Origin of the sequence: Paraburkholderia bannensis NBRC 103871 (assembly GCF_000685015.1) — a bacterium.
Taxonomy (GTDB): domain Bacteria; phylum Pseudomonadota; class Gammaproteobacteria; order Burkholderiales; family Burkholderiaceae; genus Paraburkholderia; species Paraburkholderia bannensis.
In genome coordinates, this window is record NZ_BAYA01000025.1 from 95,304 (window position 1) to 112,661 (window position 17,358).

The window sequence follows — 17,358 nt, forward strand, 5'->3', positions numbered from 1 at the left end:
TGTCTAAATAAATTGTGAGTGAAGCTGTTTCACCGGCACGTCCCCTGCCGGATACATTGAACGACCAGGACGGCGCGGCGGGCAAGCCCGCGCGCCGGCGGGCGCCGCGTGCCTTGCTGCTGGCCGCGGCGCTCGGCCCGTTGCTGGTTCTCCTGCCGCTCGCGCTGACGTTCTGGCGCGCGCTTTCGTATGCCCAGGACTCTGGTTTCGCCGATGCCGCCGACCTGATCTTCCGGCCGCTGGTGGGCGAACTGCTCGTCAATACGCTTGAAATCACGGTCAGCGCGACGCTGGCGTCGGCGGTGCTCGGCACGGCCTGCGCATGGTTCGTCGAGCGCACCGACGTCCCGGGCCGACGCGCCTGGGCGCTGCTCGCTGCCGCGCCGCTCGCCATGCCCGCGTTTGTCACGAGCTATGCGTGGGTCTCGTTGAGCCTCGATTTGCAGGACTTTCTGGGTGCGCTCATCGTCATCACGACCGCGTATTTCCCGCTCGTCTACCTGCCCGTGGCCGCCGCGCTGCGCGGGCTCGATCCCGCACTCGAAGAAACCGCGCGCGCGCTCGGCTGCAATCGCTGGAGCACCTTCGTGCGCGTGGTGCTGCCGCAGTTGCGCCCCGCCCTGCTCGGCTCCATGCTGCTGGTGGCGCTGGGCGTGCTGTCCGAATTCGGCGCTTTCACGCTGCTGCGCTTTCGCACTTTCACCACCGAAATTTACGCCGAATACCGCACGAGTTTCGATGGCGGCGGCGCGTCGCTGCTCGCCTGCGTGCTGATCCTGCTGTGTCTCGTCTGCCTTGTGTTCGAGTTCCGCGTGCGTGGCAGCGCGCGCTATGAACGCGTCGATCGCGGCACGCGCCGCGCGAGCGTGCGCCATGTGCTCGGACGCTGGCGCTGGCCTGTGGCGCTCGGCTTTGTCGCGCTCAATATCGGCACGCTGGGCGTGCCGCTCGGCATGATCGGCTATTGGCTCACGCAGCCAGGCGCCGCCGCGATCACGCCCGCCGAAGTGTCCGCCGAACTGCTGGTCTCGACCACGTTCGCATCGCTGCGGCTCGGCCTGATGGCCGCCGTGTTCACGACACTGCTGGCGCTGCCGCTTGCGTATCTGCTCGCACGTTTCCCGAGCCGTGCAGCCACCTTCCTCGAACGCACCGCGTTTATCGCGCAGGGCGTGCCGGGGCTCGTGATCGCGCTGGCCATCGTGTCGCTCGCGGTGCGCGCGCTGGAGCCGCTTTACCAGGGCACCACGCTGCTGATCGTGGCCTACGCAATCCTGTTCCTGCCGCTTGCGCTGGTGAGCGTGCGCGCGGCCTTGTTGCAGGCGCAACAACGTCTCGAAGAGACATCGCGCGCGCTCGGCCTCGGCTGGTTCGCCACGCTGCGGCGCGTGGTGCTGCCGCTCGCCGGGCCGGGGCTGGGCGCGGCGGCGTCGATGGTGTTCATCTCCGTCGTCACCGAACTCAACGCCACGCTGCTGCTCGCGCCCATCGGCACGCACACGCTCGCCACCCAGGTCTGGTCGGATACCTCGACGCTCGCGTTCGCCGCCGCCGCGCCCTATGCCGCGCTGCTCACGGCGCTCTCGCTCGCGGCCTCGGGGCTGCTGTTCGCTTTCGCGGGGAAATCCGCGCTCGCGGCGCACACGTCGGCGCCCTTGCCTGCGCAACCTGCCGACGCGCCTTCAGGCGACGCGGCCTGATCTACGTTCGATCGACGTTTTCAAGTTTCCATGAGCACACTTCGCATTTCCGGCGTCTCCAAGTCCTTCGACGGCCACCCCGTGCTGCACGACGTCCATCTCACGGTGAAGTCGGGCGCGCTGGTCGCCCTGCTCGGCCCGTCGGGCAGCGGCAAGACCACGCTGCTGCGCCTGCTGTGCGGTTTCGAGCGCGCCGATGCGGGCACCATCGAAATCGGCGGGCGGCGCGTGGCGGGCGATGGGTTGCACCTGGCTTCGGAGCAACGCCAGATCGGCTATGTGCCGCAGGAAGGCGCGCTGTTTCCGCATCTCACGGTCGCAGAGAACATCGTTTTCGGCCTGCCGCGTGCGCAACGCCGCGTGGGTCATCGCGTGGCCGAGTTGCTCGAACTCGTGGGCCTGCCGCAGTCGTATGCGAGTCGCGCGCCGCAGCAGCTCTCGGGCGGGCAGCAGCAACGCGTGGCGCTGGCGCGCGCGCTCGCGCCAACGCCCGGACTCGTGATGCTCGACGAACCGTTTTCATCGCTTGACGCCGCGTTGCGCGTGGAAACGCGCGAAGCCGTCGCGCGTGCGCTCGCAGCGGCGGGCGCAACCGCCGTGCTGGTGACGCACGATCAGGCCGAAGCGCTGTCGCTCGGCCATGAAGTCGCGGTGCTGTGGCGCGGCCGCCTCGTACAGACCGCCGCGCCGCAGACGCTTTATCGCCGCCCCGTCACGCGCGAACTGGCCGCGTTCGTGGGCGAAGCCGTGTTGCTGCCGGGGCGCGTCACGGCCGGACGCGCGCATTGCGCGCTCGGCGAATTGCCCCTTGCAGAAGGCGCACGGCCCGATGACGGCGATGTTGACGTGATGCTGCGCCCCGAACAGATCGACGTGCTTAACGCAGACGAAGCCGCAGACGGCAACGCACACGGGCTCGAAGCGCTCGTGCGCGATGTCACGTTCCAGGGCCAGGACGCCGCGCTCACGCTCGAACTGACCGCCACGCCGACGACGATCCGCGCCCGCGTGCCCGGCTATCGCACGCCGCGCGCGGGCGAGCGCGTGCGGATCGCCGTGGGCGGCGAAGTCAACGTCTATCCGCGCTGACGTTTGATCGAGAGATCCTGCATCATCTGTTCTACGAAGTAATCGCAGGTTGGCCGGTTCGATTTCACGCTGCGCGCGACGATGATGTCGAGCGGCTCGATCTTCGGCAGGCCATGCGCCTCGCCGAGCAGTTCGAAGCGCGGCGGCACGCTGCAGCGCGTGAGCGCCACCACTGCGATGCCGGCCTCCACGGTCGCCATCAAGCCCATCAGGCTCGCGCTGCTATACGCCGCGCGATAGCGGATCCGCGCTGCATCGAGCGCCGCCACCGTATGCGCGCGCGCCACGCTGCCGTGCTCGTACAGGCCCACTGGCAACGGTGACATCGAAAGCGGCGCGGGATCGTCGGGCGAGCCCACCCACACCATGTCCTCGCTGCGCACGAATTCGCCGCGCAGCTTGCGGTCGCGCGTGACGAAGGCCACATCGATCTTGTTGTCCGCCAGCATCGGGCCGAGCGCCACGCTCTGCGCGCAGACAATCTCGATCTCCACATGCGGATAAAGCGTCGAAAAGCGCCGCAGCACCGGCGACAGCAGCGCGGCCATATAGTCATCGGGCGCGCCCAGCACGACGCGCCCCGTCACCTCCGGCCGCACTAGCGCCGACCACGCCTCCTCCTGCAAATCGAGCGCGCGCCGCGCGTATTCCAGCAGCGTGTTGCCGGGCCGCGTGAGCGCCAGGTTGCGCGTGTCGCGCGCGAACAGCGTGGTGCCGAGCATCTGCTCCAGCCGCTTGATCTGCATGCTCACGGCGGCCTGCGAGCGATGCACGGTCACGGCGGCCTTCGTGAAACTGCCCGCGTCCGCGACGGCCGCGAAGGTGCGCAATAGATCGAGGTCGAACTCGGGATTCATGATTCATCAGCTGCGTTGATGGAATTCTTCAATTTAATTCGTTTGCCGACACCCCGCAACTGACGAATACTGGGCCGTTCCACCACGCACCATCAGCCGATACCCGCCAAACGCCCATGCAATCCGATCTCCAGACCAGCCGCCGTCACGGCGTCGCCATGCTCGCGGGCGGCGGCCTGCTGATGGGCACGATCGGCGTGTTCGTCGAGGAAGCGCGTTTGGGCGCGCTCACGCTCGTGTTCTTCCGCTGCTTCTTCGGCATGCTCGCACTCGCGGCTTACTGCGCGTGGCGCGGCTGGCTCACGCCGCGCCAGCTCGCCCAGCAGTTCACGCGCCGCACCTTCGCGCTGGCCTTTATTTCAGGCCTGCTGATGGTGACGCAGTGGGTCGGCTTTTTCGATTCGATCCATCGCACCAGCATTGCGGTGGCGACGGTCGTGTTTCATGTGCAGCCGTTCTGGGTCGTGCTGATCGGCGCGGCGCTCTTTAACGAGCGTCTGGGCGCGGACAGGCTGTGCTGGATCGCGATTGCGTTCGTGGGCCTCGTGCTGGCTTCGGGCGTGCTGGCGGAAAGCCATGTCGCCGATCATTCGAGCTATCTGATCGGACTCGCCGAAGCGCTGGGCGGATCGGTGCTCTACGCGAGCGTCACGCTGATCGCCAAGAGCCTGCGCGATTTCCGCCCGCATCTGCTCACGCTCACGCAATGCGCCGTGGGCGCGGTGTGTCTGCCGATAATCGCACCCTTCGTCGCGCCGCTCGAATTCACGCATGTTTCGCCGGTGCAATGGGGCTGGATTGTCGGCATGGGCGTGCTGCATACGGGGCTGTCGTATGTGCTGATTTATGGCGCGCTGCCCAGGCTCACGACGCCGGTGATCGCCGTACTGCTGTTCGTGTATCCGCTTACGGCGATTGCCGTCGATGCGCTCGTTTATGGCCGCGCGTTGAGCATGCCGCAATGTGCGGGCATGGTGTTGATCGTGACGGCGAGCCTCGGCGTGAATCTCGGCTGGCGTCTGCTGCCGCCACGGCTGGCATTCAGGCGACGTTAAGACGCCTGTAGCGCAGACGCGCGCCGCGCACGCGTCTGCCACTTCATCACGTCAAACCGGCAGCTTTTCGCCCTTCGTTTCCGGCGCAAACGGAATGATCAGCAGCCCGATCACGAACGCGATTGCCGTCAGTGCGACCGGCACGCCCAGCGTGTGCATATGCAGCACCGCGGCGCCCAGCAGGAAGTTCACGCCCGCGCCCACGAAGCGCCCGAACGACGTGCAGAACGCGAACGCCGTGGCCCGCACGCGCGTCTCGAACTGCTCCGGCAGCCACAGGCTGAACAGCGCGAAATTGCCGCCGAAGAATCCCAGCACGAACAGCAGCGCGATGAACGGCACCAGCCCGTTTTGCAGGTAGTAGGCCCAGCCGAAGCTCGCCGCAATCGTCACCGCCATCCCGGCGAAATAGACCGCGAGCGTCCAGCGCCGGCCGATACGCTCGGCCATCGGCGGCAGGGCGAGGCAACCGAGAATCGTGCCGATCGAGAGAATGCCGGTCGCGATCGACGCCGTGCGGATCGCCTCGGCCTTGCTTGCGCCTGCGCGCGTCGCCAGCTGGATCACCGCCGACGGCTCGTACACCGCGCCCGCCCACAGCCCGATAATCGCAATCGTCAGCAAGCCGCATGCAACGACGGTGCGCTTGCGATAAGCACTCCCGAAGATCTCGCGAAGCGGGCTGCCGCGATGCACGTGGCTCGCTTCGGACTTCTTCCACGTGGTCGGTTCCTCGACGCGCGTGAGCACGAGAATCGCCACCACGACCGGAATCGCCCCGGTCAGGAACATCGCACGCCAGCCGAAGTGCACGCCCACCGTGTAGTTGAGCGCCGCTGCGATAAAGAAGCCTGCGTAATAGCCCGTCTGAAGATAACCCGCGCCCATCTTGCGGCGATCCTCGGGCCACGACTCGGCGACATAGGTGCCCGCCAGCGCCCACTCGCCGCCGATCCCCACGCCCGCGAGAAAGCGGAAGACGCCCAGCGCCCACACGCTCTGCGCGGTGGCGGAAAGCCCCGTGAAGATCGCGAACATGAAGATGGTGCCCGCCAGCACGCGCGTGCGTCCGAAGCGGTCGGCCAGCGGCCCCCAGATGAACGACAGCCCCCAGCCGACCAGAAACAGCGCGAACAGGATCGAGCCCGCAAGGCCGATGTTCGACGCCGTGGCCGCATAGCCCGACTTGGGCAGCAACTCGGTGAGCGCGGGCGTGAGCACGAGCGCGTAGATGAACGAGTCCATCCCGTCGAGTGTCCAGCCGGCCCATGCGCCCCAGAAACCTGCGATCTGCGAACGGTTCAGCGGCGTCTTCTGCGCTCGCCGCGCCGACCCGGTAATCGAATTCATGATGCTTGTCTCCTCCTGTGGGTCGGCAAGGTGCCTGCACACCTGGCCGATCCCGTGCAACGTGGTTGCCTGGAATGCGCGCTGGCCTGGGGCCCGCGCGCCGTGGAAGCTCGCTGTAAGGCCGTCGCGAGCTGGCTGTTGTCTGCCCCGTCTATGCTGTGTTGCGGGTTTGCGAGACTTTCAGTGTCACCGTTTTATATATAATATTTGATGTCATGAGTAACGCAACGAATGGTTTTCCCCTGGATGGGGCTGCGGCAACCTCGTCGCGAACGGCAATGCCGGGCGTGGCGGCCCCGCTCGCGCCGCCCACCAGCACCTCGCATGTGATCGCGGACGCGTTGCGCACCGCCATCGTCGAGGGCACGCTCGCGCCCGGCGCACCGCTGCGTCAGGACGCCATCGCGCGGCATTTCTCGGTCAGTGCAATTCCCGTGCGCGAGGCGCTGCGCCAACTGGCGAGCGAAGGCTGGGCGCGCATCGAACTGAACAAGGGCGCGAGCGTCGCGCCGCTCTCGCGCGACGAAGCGCGCGAGATCTACGAGATCCGCTCGGCGCTGGAGAGCCTCGCGCTGGGACTCGCGATCCCGAACCACACCGAGGCAACGCTGCGCGAAGTCAGCGCGCTGGCCGCGTCCGGCTCGCACGAAACCGATCCGTCGCTGTACGTCGCGCGCAACGAGGCCTTCCATATGAGCCTCTACGCGCCCGCCGGACGTCCGCAACTGATGGAGATGCTCAGCACGTTGCACCGGCGCGGCGAGCGTTATTTGCGCCTCAAATTCGGCTTTCCCGCCTACAAGGGCGAATCCGATGCCGAGCACGCCGAAATCCTCGCCGCCGTGCAGCGCCGCGACATTCCCGCCGCCCAGGCGCTCGTCGCCGGGCATCTGCTGGGCACCGGCGAATTGATCTACCGTTTCCTGACCGAGCGCGAGGCGGCCCAACCCGCCCGCAAAAAGCGGCGTGCGGGCCAGGCCACGCGCGCTGCCTCGGCCCCTTATTCCGCCGATTCCACCGATTCCGCCTCTCCCGCAACACCCCGTTCCCGGAGCCGAACATCCGATGAAGCCTCAAGCTGAAACGCCCTCCTCGCCGAATGCGGCCACCCATGCGGGCCCGCGCTCGTGGACGACGCGCCGCGACGAGAAAGCCCGCCGCCTTGCCTCCATCGCCGGCTGGCTTGAAGACGGCGTGCTGCCCGCCGCACGCATGACCGATGCACTCGAACTGCTGATCCGCCCGGGCGACCGCGTCGCGCTCGAAGGCGACAACCAGAAGCAGGCCGATTTCCTCTCGCGCTCGCTGGCCAAAGCCGATCCCGCCAGGCTCAACAACGTCCACCTGCTGATTTCGACGATCAACCGGCCGGAACACCTGACGCTGTTCGAGCGCGGCATCGCGCATCGTGTGGATTTCTCGTTCGCCGGCCCGCAGAGCTTGCGCGTCGCGCAACTGCTTGAAGACGGCAAGCTCGAAGTAGGCGCGATCCACACCTATGTGGAGCTGTACGCGCGCATGTTCGTCGACCTGATTCCGCAGGTCGCGCTGCTGTGCGCCGAGAAAGCCGACCGTCACGGCAATCTCTACACCGGCCCGAACACGGAAGACACGCCGACGATTGCCGAAGCCGCCGCGTTCAGCCAGGGCATCGTGATCGTTCAGGTCAACGAAATTGTCGACGAGCTGCCGCGCGTGGACATTCCCGGTTCGTGGGTCGACGTGGTCGTGCAGGCCGACCGGCCTTTCGCCGTCGAGCCGCTGTTCACGCGCGACCCGCGCCACATCGGCGACCTCCAGGTGCTCACGGCGATGATGACGATCAAGGGCATCTATGCGCCCTACAACATCACGTCGCTCAATCACGGCATCGGTTTCGACACTGCCGCGATCGAGCTGCTGCTGCCCACCTACGGCGAATCGCTGGGGCTGCGCGGCAAGATCTGCCGCAACTGGACGCTCAATCCGCATCCCACGCTGATTCCCGCGATCGAATCGGGCTGGGTCGAAAGCGTGCATTGCTTCGGCAGCGAAGTGGGCATGGAAGGCTATATCTCCGCGCGCCCCGACGTGTTCTTCACGGGCAACGACGGCAGCCTGCGCTCGAACCGCGTGCTGTGCCAGCTTGCGGGGCAGTATGGCGTCGACCTGTTTATCGGCTCGACCTTGCAGATCGACGCCGATGCGAATTCGTCGACCGTCACGCGCGGGCGCCTTGCGGGTTTCGGCGGCGCGCCGAACATGGGTCACGACCCGCGCGGACGCCGCCATGCGAGCGAGGCGTGGCTGAAACTGCTGCGCAAAGCCGATCCGCAGTCGCAGATCGCGCGCGGCCAGAAGCTGGTCGTGCAACTGGTGGAGACGTGGAAGAAAGGCGGCGAGCCGACTTTCGTCGATGAACTCGACGCCATCGCCGTGGGCGAAAAGAGCGGCATGCCGGTCGCGCCCGTGATGATCTACGGCGACGACGTCAGCCACGTCGTCACAGAGGAAGGCATCGCGCATCTGCACCGCGCGGAAGGCATCGACGAACGGCGTGCGGCGCTCGCGGCGGTTGCGGGCGTGACGCCCATCGGCCTGCGCGCGAAAGCGGACAAGACCGCCGAACTGCGCCGTCGCGGCATCGTGCAGTTTCCGGAGGATCTGGATATCCGGCGCGGCGACGCCAAACGCTCGCTGCTCGCGGCGCGCAGCATCGACGATCTCGTCACGTGGTCGGGCGGCCTGTACATGCCGCCCGCGCGCTTTCGCAGCTGGTAAGCGCCATGCAGACCCAGCTGCTGGACACGCTCGCGAACAGCGCCGCGCCGCATTACACACGCGACCCCGCGCCGAGCCCCGAGGCGCAACTGGCGCGCTTCGCACGCGACGCGCTGATCGAGGAGGCACGCCTCACGCCCAAGCCTGCGCTCGTGGATGCACGCGGCAGCGGCGCGCATGTCGACCTCGATCTCGCGACGATGCTGCGCTCCGCCCACGCACTCGAACCCACGTTTGAAGCGCTCGCGCGCGCCTCGCGCGGCGCGACGCCGGGCAGCGCGCTGCGCACCGACCTGGCACGCATCGGCCGCGCCGGCGAAGTCGCAATGATGCGCGCCACGGGCGGCAGCAACGCGCATCGCGGCGCGATCTGGATTGTCGGCCTGCTGGTTGCGGGCGCAACGATCATGCATACCCCTGCCGGTGACGCGAGCGCATTCGCACACGCCCATGCCATCGCCGATACGGCCGCGCGGATCGCGCGCTTCGACGACTGCCTGGCGGCACCCGCTGCGCCCAGCAACGGCGAGCGCGTGCGGGCGCGCTACCAGGTCGGCGGCGCGCGCGAGCAGGCGCAGCACGGTTTCCCGCACGTGATCCGCGTCGGCCTGCCCGCGCTCCACGCGGCGCGCGCGCAGGGCCATGACGAAGCCACGGCGCGCGTCGACACGCTGCTCGCCATCATGGCCTCGCTCGACGACACCTGCGTGCTGCATCGCGCGGGCCTCGCCGGTCACGAGGCCGCGCAAGGCGGCGCGCAACGCGTGCGCGACGCGGGCGGCATTGCCACGCGCGCGGGCCGCGCCGCGTTCGACGCGCTCGAACGCTCGCTGCTCGCCCTTAACGCATCGCCAGGCGGCGCGGCCGATCTGCTCGCCGCGACGCTCTTCATCGACAGACTGCTTCAGCACCGCATCGGCGGAAGGACGGTTTCATGGAACAACTGACATTCGACTATCCGGCGCAGCGCGCCGTGACGACGCGCGCCCATGTGGGCGTGGTGGGTTCGGGCGATCTCGAAGTGCTGCTGCAACCCGCCGCCGATATGCAGGCGCGCGTGGTCGTGCATACGAGCGTGGATGGCTACAGCCACATCTGGAAGAGCGTGCTTGACCGCTTTTTCACGCGCTACGACGGCGCGGCGCTCATCGAGATCAACGACTTCGGTGCGACGCCGGGCGTCGTGGCATTGCGGCTCGCCGAGGCCGTCGAAGCGACCCAGGACGGCGCACCGGGAGGCCAGCCATGAGCGCGTTGCCCAATTCCACTGCGACGACCGCGCTGCTGCGCGACAGCTTCATCGAACTGGGTGCGCGCGAACGCGCCGCCGCGTTGCTCGACAAAGGCAGCTTCCGTGAACTGCTCGGGCCGTTCGATCGCATCGAGTCGCCGTGGCTGCCGCTGCAAGGCATCGTCTGCCAGGCGGACGACGGCGCGGTGATCGCGCGCGGCACCATCGACGGCGAACCGGCCGTGGTGTGCGCCATCGAATCGGCGTTCCAGGGCGGCAGCATCGGCGAAGTGTCGGGCAGCAAGATCGCCGCCGCGCTCGAACTCGCGCTCGCGGACTGCGAGCGCGGCAAGATCGTGCGCCCGGTCGTGCTGTTCGAAACCGGCGGCGTGCGTTTGCAGGAAGCGAACCTGGGCCTCGCAGTGATCTCCGAGATCCAGTCGGCCATCGTCGCGCTGCGCCGTCACGTGCCCGTGGTCGGCGTCATCGCGGGCATGGTGGGCTGCTTTGGCGGGATGTCGCTGGCGGCTGCACTGTGCTCGTATCTTGTGATGACGAAGCAAGGCCGCCTGGGCATGAACGGCCCCGAGGTGATCGAACAGGAAGCGGGCATCGAGGAACTCGATGCAAGCGATCGCCGCCGCGTGTGGCAACTGATCGGCGGCGAGCAGCGCTCGAATACCGGTTTTGCCGATGCCCTCGTCGACGATGCCGTGGATGACGTGCGCGCCGCCGTGCAGGCCGCGTTCGCGCAAGGCGTGCCCGCGTCGCATCGCAGCGAGCGCGTCGAAGCGACGCTCGCCAGGCTCGCGCAGATCGATCCCGCGAGCGTGACGCCCGAAACGATGCGCGCAGTGTTCGCCGCATCGCCGCTGACCATCCCCGGAGAAAAGGCATGAACGATACGACGCATACGACGACGAGCCGGGGCGCAACCTGGCTGCGCGCGCTCGCGGGCGACCAGGTGCACGGCGCGTGCGTGCAATACGCCGATGCGCCGCTCGACGGCGAGACCGCGCGCTTCATCGCGGTCGTGCCCGATGCGCAGAACCGCTTCCCGCGTGCGCGCGATAACGTGGTCGGCCTCGAACAAGGCTGGCGTCTGGCCGAAGCCGTGCGCACTGCAATCGCCGAAGACGAAGCCAGCGGCAAGCGCCGCCCGATCATCGCCGTGGTCGACGTGAAAAGCCAGGCCTACGGCTTTCGCGAGGAAATGCTGGGCATTCATCTGGCCTGCGCGGCGGGCGTCGATGCCTATGCGAGCGCGCGCCTTGCGGGTCATCCCGTGATCGCGCTGATCGTCGGGCCTGCGATGTCGGGGGCATTTCTCGCGCACGGTTACCAGGCTAACCGCATCGTCGCGCTCGACGCGCCGGGCACGATGGTGCACGCGATGGGCAAGGAAGCGGCGGCGCGCGTCACGCGACGCAGCGTGGACGATCTCGATGCACTCGGCGAAAAGATCGTGCCGATGTCGTACACGATGGCGTCGTTCGCGAAGCTCGGCCTGCTCGACGAACTGATCCAGGGCGTGGACGCCGATGCCCCCAGCGAGGCGCAGGTCGCCCAGGTGCGTGACGTACTCGCACAGAAAGTGCGTGAGGCGCGCGACGACAACAGCGGCCTCGCGCATCGTCTGCAAGGCGATGCGGCGCAGCGCACGCGCGCGGCGTCGATCGAGGTGCGCAAGCGTCTCGCGCAGCAGTGGGATGCAGCCTGATGCGCGTGTGCGCCGCCCCGCCGTTTGCCGCCGACGCGCCACGCGTCGAGCAATCGCGTTGGCGCGCGCACGATCTGTTGCGACTGGCGCGACTTGCGCCGGTCGCCGATGAACCGGCATGGGTGCGCGACGCGTTCGCGCGCGCACCGTTTGCGGTGGTTCGGCGTGCCCAGGCGGCGGCGGGTTTCGTGGCGGCAGGCGTGCGCGGCGTCACGCGTTCGGAGCGCTTCGGGACGTGGATCAATGCTCAGGATATCGAATCATCCATTTCGCCCGAATTGCTGCTTGCCGTCGAGCCTGTTGCGCAGCGCGCGTCATTAGCGGCGTTCGTGGCGCTTGCGACCTTGCGTAACGACGCCGATGTCCTGAACGCGTTCGCGTGGGGGCCAACGGGCAGCGCGGGGTTCGAACTCGCCGCACAAGTGCCCACGATCAGCGCGACCAGCGACCTGGACTTGCTGATCCGCATGCCCGAGCGCTGCGATACCGCGACGATCGAGGCGCTCTTTGAAGCGCTCACGCATGCGGCGCAGCACGCCGGTACGCGCATCGATGCGCAGGTCGAAACGCCTTCTGGCGGCGTCGCGCTGGCCGAACTCTCCGCGCGCAAACCACGCGTGCTCGTGCGCGCGAGCGACGGCGCACGCCTCGTCGCCGATCCCTGGATCCCTGGCTAACGTCATGACACTCGCCTGCCTTTTTCCCGGCCAGGGCGCGCAAAGCCCCGGCTTTCTGCATCGGCTGCCCGAGCATGAGGTCGTGCGTGCGACGCTCGACGAAGCTTCATCCGTGCTCGGCAGCGATGTGCTCACGCTCGATAGCGCCGAGGCCTTGCAATCGACCGTTGCCGTGCAGATCGGCTTGACGGTCGCCGGTGTCGCGCATGCACGCGCGCTCGCGCATGCGGGACTGACGCCGCAGTTCAGCGCGGGCCTGTCGGTGGGCGCGTATCCCGCCGCCGTGGGTTGCGGCGCGCTCGCTTTCGACGACGCGCTGCGTATGGTGCGCAAGCGCGCCGAACTGATGGAATCCGCGTGGCCATCGGGATATGGCCTCACGGCCGTCTCGGGCCTCAGCGAAACGCAGGTCGAGACGCTTGCCGCCGCGCACATGCAGGACGGCGGCGAACGCGTCTACGTTGCCAACGTGAACGCGCCGCGCCAGATAGTCGTGGCAGGCGCCGACGCAGCGCTCGAAGCCTTCGCGGCGCGTACGCTCGCGGCAGGCGCGCGCAAGGCGCAGCGCCTGGCGGTTTCGGTTCCTTCGCATTGCGAATTATTATCCGATGCCGCGGAACAGCTCGTGGACTGGGCGCGCGATATCCCGTTCCGCACGCCCGAGGGCACCTATATCGACAATCGCGGCGGACGGCCGCTCTATGACGGCGACGCCATCCGTGCCGATCTCGCCACCAATATGCGTTACACGGTGCGCTGGTTCGATGCGCTCACGGTCATGATCGAATCGGGCGCGACCGTGCTGGTCGAAGCGCCACCCGGTCAAGTGCTGACCGATATCGCGCGCGAGCAGTATCCGGAGACGGCGGCATTGAGCGCCGCCACGTTGCCGCTCGACCAGCTGGTTGCGACGGTGCGGCGACGTTTGGGTGAAATCTGACGAGCATTCGCGCTAAATTTCAAATTCGATTTTTATGCGCATAAAGTCAAATTGATGACTTCGCGCAACTCGCCGCCAACACACGTCAATTCGCTCACTTCTTACGCAGTTCCGGCATCACCACCCGAAACGTCAGGTTCACGCGCTCCCCGCTGACCGCTGGCTCCTTCGGCACCCTATGCCGCCATTGCGCCTGCGTCTGTCCGCGCATCACCAGCAAACTGCCGCCGGATAGCGCGAACGAGCGCGTCACGCCGCTTGCCGTATGGCGCAGGTCGAAGCGCCGCGTCGCGCCCAGGCTCAGCGAGGCAATCACCGGTTCCGGGCCGAGCTCGGGTTCGTGATCGGCGTGCCAGCCCATGCTGTCGGTGCCGCCGCGATAGCGGTTGAGCAGCACACTGTTGAAGCGCACCTCGCAAAGCGCAGAAATCGCCTCGCGCAGTTCAGCCACGGCCGGCGTCCACGGCTGCGGCTCGTTGCGAATGCCGGAGTAGATATAGACCGCGCCGGGGTCGCCCTGCCAGGCGGTCAGGCGCGGCTGGTCGACCCAGCCGCCGGGCGTACGGATGCGCTCCTGCCGCCAGCCGGTTTCGGCGACGATGCGCGCGAGGTAATCGGCGGCCTGCGTGGCCTTGAGCCACGTGGGATGCCAGTCGACGTCGGGTTGCGGCGTATCGTCGAAGAGATCGAACATCGGGGACGCGTGCATGAGACCTGAAGCGCAAAGCGAAAACGGCAGTGTCGCACGCCTGCCCTCTCCCATCCTTGCGCATCCTTGCGCACTTCTTCGGTGGGTCGCTGCCGCGCTCCGCGCCGGATCAGGTCAGCAGCGCGATGTAGAACACGACTGCGCCGATCAGCGCGCCGACGAAGCAGAAGCCCTCGGGCGCGGCGTCGGTGGTGCGAGAGTGCAGCCAGCCGCCCGCCACGCCGAACAGCCCCGCGATGCCGAGCGCGACGAACACCATCACAATGTCGAATAACGCGCTGCGGCCGATTTCGAGGATATCGACATGCTTGACGGCGAAATACAGCGCGATCGCCATGATCGACAGCACGACGAGCGGCAGCATGACGTGGCTGCCTTCATGCCCGACGTGACGACCATGAAGCCCTTGCACAGCCGGTCTGGTAATTTTCATGACCCGTCTCCCCCAGAGCGCCCGAAACCGCACGGGCCTCGATTCGAGCATAGTTCACAGTTCGCGCGGGTTCAATGGACGTTTAATAGCGCTCATTGCCGATGAATTGCCCACGTGAAAATAGTGCTGCGCGTCCCACATTTTGGCAATCCAGGGTTATGCCGCAGTGCCACAGTCTGCCTGTACGGCGCGCTGCAAGCCATGCGCAAGGCCGCTGCAAGCTTGAGCAGACGACGAATGCCGCGCTGCGCAAATCCTCCTGCCTGGGTCGCGCCTGGGTCGCACTTGGGTCGCGCCTGAATTGCGCAGATGCCGCCTCCCAGGCCCGCTCGCCCGCCCAAGGCACGAAGTCTGCGCTGTCGATAAAATGCTTCGTGGCTCGCGTGGATCTTCGCGACGCCCTTCCGCCGAACCCCTCCATTGCTTGCGCGCCCGCCATGCCCCGACTTTCGTTTCTGGTTCGTTTCGTTTCCATCGGTGTGCTGCTGCATATCTATGTGGGTTTCCGGCTCATTCCCGATCTGCCCGTGCCCGCCGCCGGCAAATGGCTCGCGGCGCTCTGGCTCGTGCTGTCGGTGCTGGTGATCCCGCCTGGCCTGCTCGCGCGCCGCTTCGAGCGCCAGCCCTTGGGCGACCGCCTCGCATGGATCGGCATGCTGGCGATGGGCTTCTTTTCGTCGCTGCTGATGCTCACGATCCTGCGCGATCTCGTGCTCGCGTCGCTCATGACCGTCGAATCGCTGTGGCCCGGCATCGTGGATCTCGCGCACTGGCGCATCGCGAGCGCCGCCACGGTCGTTGCGCTCGCATTCTGTTCGAGCGGCATCGGCTTTTTCAATGCGCGGCGGCGCGCGCCCGTGCGCAACGTCGAAGTGCCGATCCGCAACCTGCCCGCCGCACTCGATGGCTTCACGATCGTGCAGCTCAGCGACATTCACGTCGGGCCGACGATCAAGCACGATTACGTCGAGGCCATCGTGCGCGCCGTGAACCAGCTCGACGCCGATATCGTGGCTATCACCGGCGACGTGGTCGACGGCAGCGTGCAGCATCTCTCGAACCACACCGCACCGCTCGGGCAGCTTGCCGCGCAACATGGCGTGTACCTCGTCACGGGCAATCACGAATACTATTCGGGCGCCGATGCCTGGGTCGCCGAGTTTCGCCGTATCGGCCTGACCGTGCTGATGAACCAGCATGTGGTAATCGAACACGATGGCGCGCGGCTCGTGCTAGCGGGCGTTACCGATTACACGGCGGGCCATTTCGATCCCACGCATCGCAGCGATCCGCAAGGCGCGCTGCGCGGCGCACCCGACGACGTGAACACGCGCGTGCTGCTCGCGCACCAGCCGCGCACCGCCCATGCCGCCGCCGATGCAGGCTATACGCTGCAACTGTCCGGCCACACGCACGGCGGCCAGATTTTCCCGTGGAATTTCATGGTGCGGCTGCAACAGCCGTTCACGGCGGGCCTCGAAAAACTCGGCAGCCTGTGGGTGTATACGAGCCGCGGCACCGGCTACTGGGGGCCGCCGAAGCGCCTGGGCGCGCCTTCGGAAATCACGCGCGTGCGCCTCGTCGGCGCGCATTGATTAGCGCGTCATTTTTTGTTGCGTACGCATCCAATCTGCACCGGCAGCGTCTTCGCATGGCCGCATGCGTAAAGCCGCTATCATGCCCTGACTAGTCCTTGCCCGGAACCACAGGAATCCATCGCTCATGGACGGCAACAAGCATCTTCATCAAACCGCCTTTTACCTGCTGTTGTTCGTCGTTTCCATCGCGCTGTGCTTCGTGCTCGCGCCGTTTTTCAGCACCGTGCTGTGGGGCGCGATACTCGCGCTGATCTTCCAGCCCGTGCAGCGCCGCATCGTCGCGCGCCTCGGGCGGCGGCGCAACCTGGCCGCGCTCATCACCCTCGCGATTTGCCTCGTGATCGTGATTTTCCCGCTGACGCTGGTGGCCGGCACGCTGATCCAGCAAGTGGGCTATGCCTACGCACAGGTGCGTGCGGGCAGTCTCGACTTCGGCGCATTTTTCAGCCAGATCGTGCATGCGCTGCCGCAGTCGATCCAGAACGTGCTGGCCCGTTACGACCTGATGGACTTGCCCGGTTTGCAGCAACGTCTTTCAGCGGGCGCGGCGCAGATCAGCCAGTTCGTCGCCACGCGTGCGCTCAGTCTCGGGCAGAACACCGTGCAGTTCGTGGTGAGTTTCTGCGTGATGCTGTACCTGTTCTTCTTTCTCGTGCGTGACGGCCGCGAAATCTCGCGCCTGGTTCGCGACGCCATTCCGCTCGATGAATCACACAAGCAGCATCTGATCCGCAAGTTCACGACGGTGATTCGCGCGACGGTGAAGGGCAATGTGGTGGTGGCGGTCGTGCAGGGGACGCTGGGCGGCATCGCGCTCTGGGTGGTCGGCATCCAGGGCGCGCTGCTGTGGGGCTTCGTGATGATGCTGCTGTCGCTGCTGCCCGTCGTCGGCGCGGCGCTGGTATGGCTGCCGGTGGCGATCTACTTTATTTCGACCGGTGTGCTCGTCAAAGGCATCGGCCTTGCGCTGTTCGGCACGCTGGTGATCGGCACGGTCGATAACGTGCTGCGGCCGGTACTGGTCGGCAAGGACACGCGCCTGCCCGACTGGGTCGTGCTGATTTCGACGCTGGGCGGCATATCGCTTCTCGGCATCAATGGCTTCGTGATCGGGCCGCTGATCGCCGCGCTGTTCATCAGTTGCTGGGACTTGCTGCGGCGCGACCAGCACGAGCAGTACGACCAGGGCGACAGCGTCGCCGCGCCCGATCCGGACGACGATCCGGTCTGACGCGGCAC

At 66.9% G+C, this 17,358-nt stretch carries 17 protein-coding genes; 13 read left to right on the forward strand and 4 right to left on the reverse strand.

All coding sequences use genetic code 11. From position 1 onward, the window contains the following. Window positions 1-56: 56 nt before the first annotated feature. Window positions 57-1,700, forward strand: a complete 1,644-nt coding sequence (locus BBA01S_RS43240) for an ABC transporter permease (protein WP_245641623.1) — start codon at window positions 57-59, stop codon at window positions 1,698-1,700. A 30-nt stretch (window positions 1,701-1,730) separates the two neighbouring features. Then, complete coding sequence (locus BBA01S_RS29110; RefSeq protein ID WP_027819528.1) at window positions 1,731-2,789, forward strand: ABC transporter ATP-binding protein; 1,059 nt, start codon at window positions 1,731-1,733, stop codon at window positions 2,787-2,789. Here BBA01S_RS29110 and BBA01S_RS29115 read toward each other — a convergent pair. After that, window positions 2,777-3,646: a LysR substrate-binding domain-containing protein gene (locus tag BBA01S_RS29115; RefSeq protein WP_027819529.1), complete on the reverse strand. Its 870-nt coding sequence runs from the start codon at window positions 3,644-3,646 to the stop codon at window positions 2,777-2,779. The genes BBA01S_RS29110 and BBA01S_RS29115 overlap by 13 nt on opposite strands. A 116-nt stretch (window positions 3,647-3,762) precedes the next feature. Here BBA01S_RS29115 and BBA01S_RS29120 point away from each other — a divergent pair, with 116 nt between their 5' ends. Continuing rightward, window positions 3,763-4,701: a DMT family transporter gene (locus BBA01S_RS29120; RefSeq protein WP_027819530.1), complete on the forward strand. Its 939-nt coding sequence runs from the start codon at window positions 3,763-3,765 to the stop codon at window positions 4,699-4,701. 51 nt (window positions 4,702-4,752) lie between these two features. Here BBA01S_RS29120 and BBA01S_RS29125 read toward each other — a convergent pair whose 3' ends face one another. Then, window positions 4,753-6,051 (reverse strand): MFS transporter, encoded by a 1,299-nt coding sequence (locus BBA01S_RS29125; protein ID WP_027819531.1) that lies wholly within the window; start codon window positions 6,049-6,051, stop codon window positions 4,753-4,755. A 215-nt stretch (window positions 6,052-6,266) separates the two neighbouring features. On the opposite strand from BBA01S_RS29125, the gene BBA01S_RS43245 reads away from it, so the two are divergent. Genes BBA01S_RS43245 through mdcH form a run of 8 tightly spaced genes read left to right on the forward strand, consistent with a single transcriptional unit; the run spans window position 6,267 to window position 13,379 of the window. Then, entirely contained in the window at window positions 6,267-7,133 is an 867-nt protein-coding gene (locus tag BBA01S_RS43245; RefSeq protein ID WP_084162616.1) for a GntR family transcriptional regulator, read from the forward strand. Continuing rightward, window positions 7,117-8,811 carry a malonate decarboxylase subunit alpha gene (mdcA, locus tag BBA01S_RS29135; protein WP_027819532.1) on the forward strand — a complete coding sequence of 565 codons (1,695 nt, stop codon included), beginning with the start codon at window positions 7,117-7,119 and terminating at the stop codon, window positions 8,809-8,811. Before BBA01S_RS43245 ends, mdcA begins: the two co-directional genes overlap by 17 nt. 5 nt (window positions 8,812-8,816) lie before the next feature. Continuing rightward, the gene (locus tag BBA01S_RS43250; protein ID WP_042298074.1) at window positions 8,817-9,758 is read left to right on the forward strand and encodes a triphosphoribosyl-dephospho-CoA synthase; all 942 of its coding nucleotides are present in this window, start codon (window positions 8,817-8,819) and stop codon (window positions 9,756-9,758) included. Continuing rightward, complete coding sequence (locus BBA01S_RS29145; protein ID WP_027819533.1) at window positions 9,746-10,060, forward strand: malonate decarboxylase subunit delta; 315 nt, start codon at window positions 9,746-9,748, stop codon at window positions 10,058-10,060. The genes BBA01S_RS43250 and BBA01S_RS29145 overlap by 13 nt, the downstream gene beginning before the upstream one ends. Continuing rightward, on the forward strand, window positions 10,057-10,941 hold the full coding sequence (locus tag BBA01S_RS43255; RefSeq protein ID WP_042298075.1) for a biotin-independent malonate decarboxylase subunit beta: 885 nt from the start codon (window positions 10,057-10,059) through the stop codon (window positions 10,939-10,941). The genes BBA01S_RS29145 and BBA01S_RS43255 overlap by 4 nt, the downstream gene beginning before the upstream one ends. After that, complete coding sequence (gene mdcE / locus BBA01S_RS29155; protein ID WP_027819534.1) at window positions 10,938-11,762, forward strand: biotin-independent malonate decarboxylase subunit gamma; 825 nt, start codon at window positions 10,938-10,940, stop codon at window positions 11,760-11,762. Before BBA01S_RS43255 ends, mdcE begins: the two co-directional genes overlap by 4 nt. Beyond that, entirely contained in the window at window positions 11,762-12,439 is a 678-nt protein-coding gene (locus tag BBA01S_RS29160) for a malonate decarboxylase holo-ACP synthase (RefSeq protein WP_027819535.1), read from the forward strand. Before mdcE ends, BBA01S_RS29160 begins: the two co-directional genes overlap by 1 nt. Before the next feature lie 4 nt (window positions 12,440-12,443). Continuing rightward, window positions 12,444-13,379, forward strand: a complete 936-nt coding sequence (gene mdcH / locus BBA01S_RS29165) for a malonate decarboxylase subunit epsilon (RefSeq protein WP_042298076.1) — start codon at window positions 12,444-12,446, stop codon at window positions 13,377-13,379. Window positions 13,380-13,473: 94 nt separating this feature from the next. Here the strand turns inward: mdcH and BBA01S_RS29170 are convergent, their stop codons facing one another. Both BBA01S_RS29170 and BBA01S_RS29175 read right to left on the reverse strand, forming a co-directional pair. Continuing rightward, window positions 13,474-14,073: an alpha-ketoglutarate-dependent dioxygenase AlkB family protein gene (locus BBA01S_RS29170; RefSeq protein ID WP_027819537.1), complete on the reverse strand. Its 600-nt coding sequence runs from the start codon at window positions 14,071-14,073 to the stop codon at window positions 13,474-13,476. Window positions 14,074-14,197: 124 nt separating this feature from the next. Next, window positions 14,198-14,521 (reverse strand): hypothetical protein, encoded by a 324-nt coding sequence (locus tag BBA01S_RS29175; protein ID WP_027819538.1) that lies wholly within the window; start codon window positions 14,519-14,521, stop codon window positions 14,198-14,200. Window positions 14,522-14,958: 437 nt separating this feature from the next. On the opposite strand from BBA01S_RS29175, the gene BBA01S_RS29180 reads away from it, so the two are divergent. Together BBA01S_RS29180 and BBA01S_RS43260 are read left to right on the forward strand one after the other, a co-directional pair. Continuing rightward, window positions 14,959-16,116 carry a metallophosphoesterase gene (locus BBA01S_RS29180; RefSeq protein WP_027819539.1) on the forward strand — a complete coding sequence of 386 codons (1,158 nt, stop codon included), beginning with the start codon at window positions 14,959-14,961 and terminating at the stop codon, window positions 16,114-16,116. A gap of 127 nt (window positions 16,117-16,243) precedes the next feature. Then, complete coding sequence (locus BBA01S_RS43260) at window positions 16,244-17,350, forward strand: AI-2E family transporter (RefSeq protein ID WP_042298077.1); 1,107 nt, start codon at window positions 16,244-16,246, stop codon at window positions 17,348-17,350. Window positions 17,351-17,358: the final 8 nt, after the last annotated feature.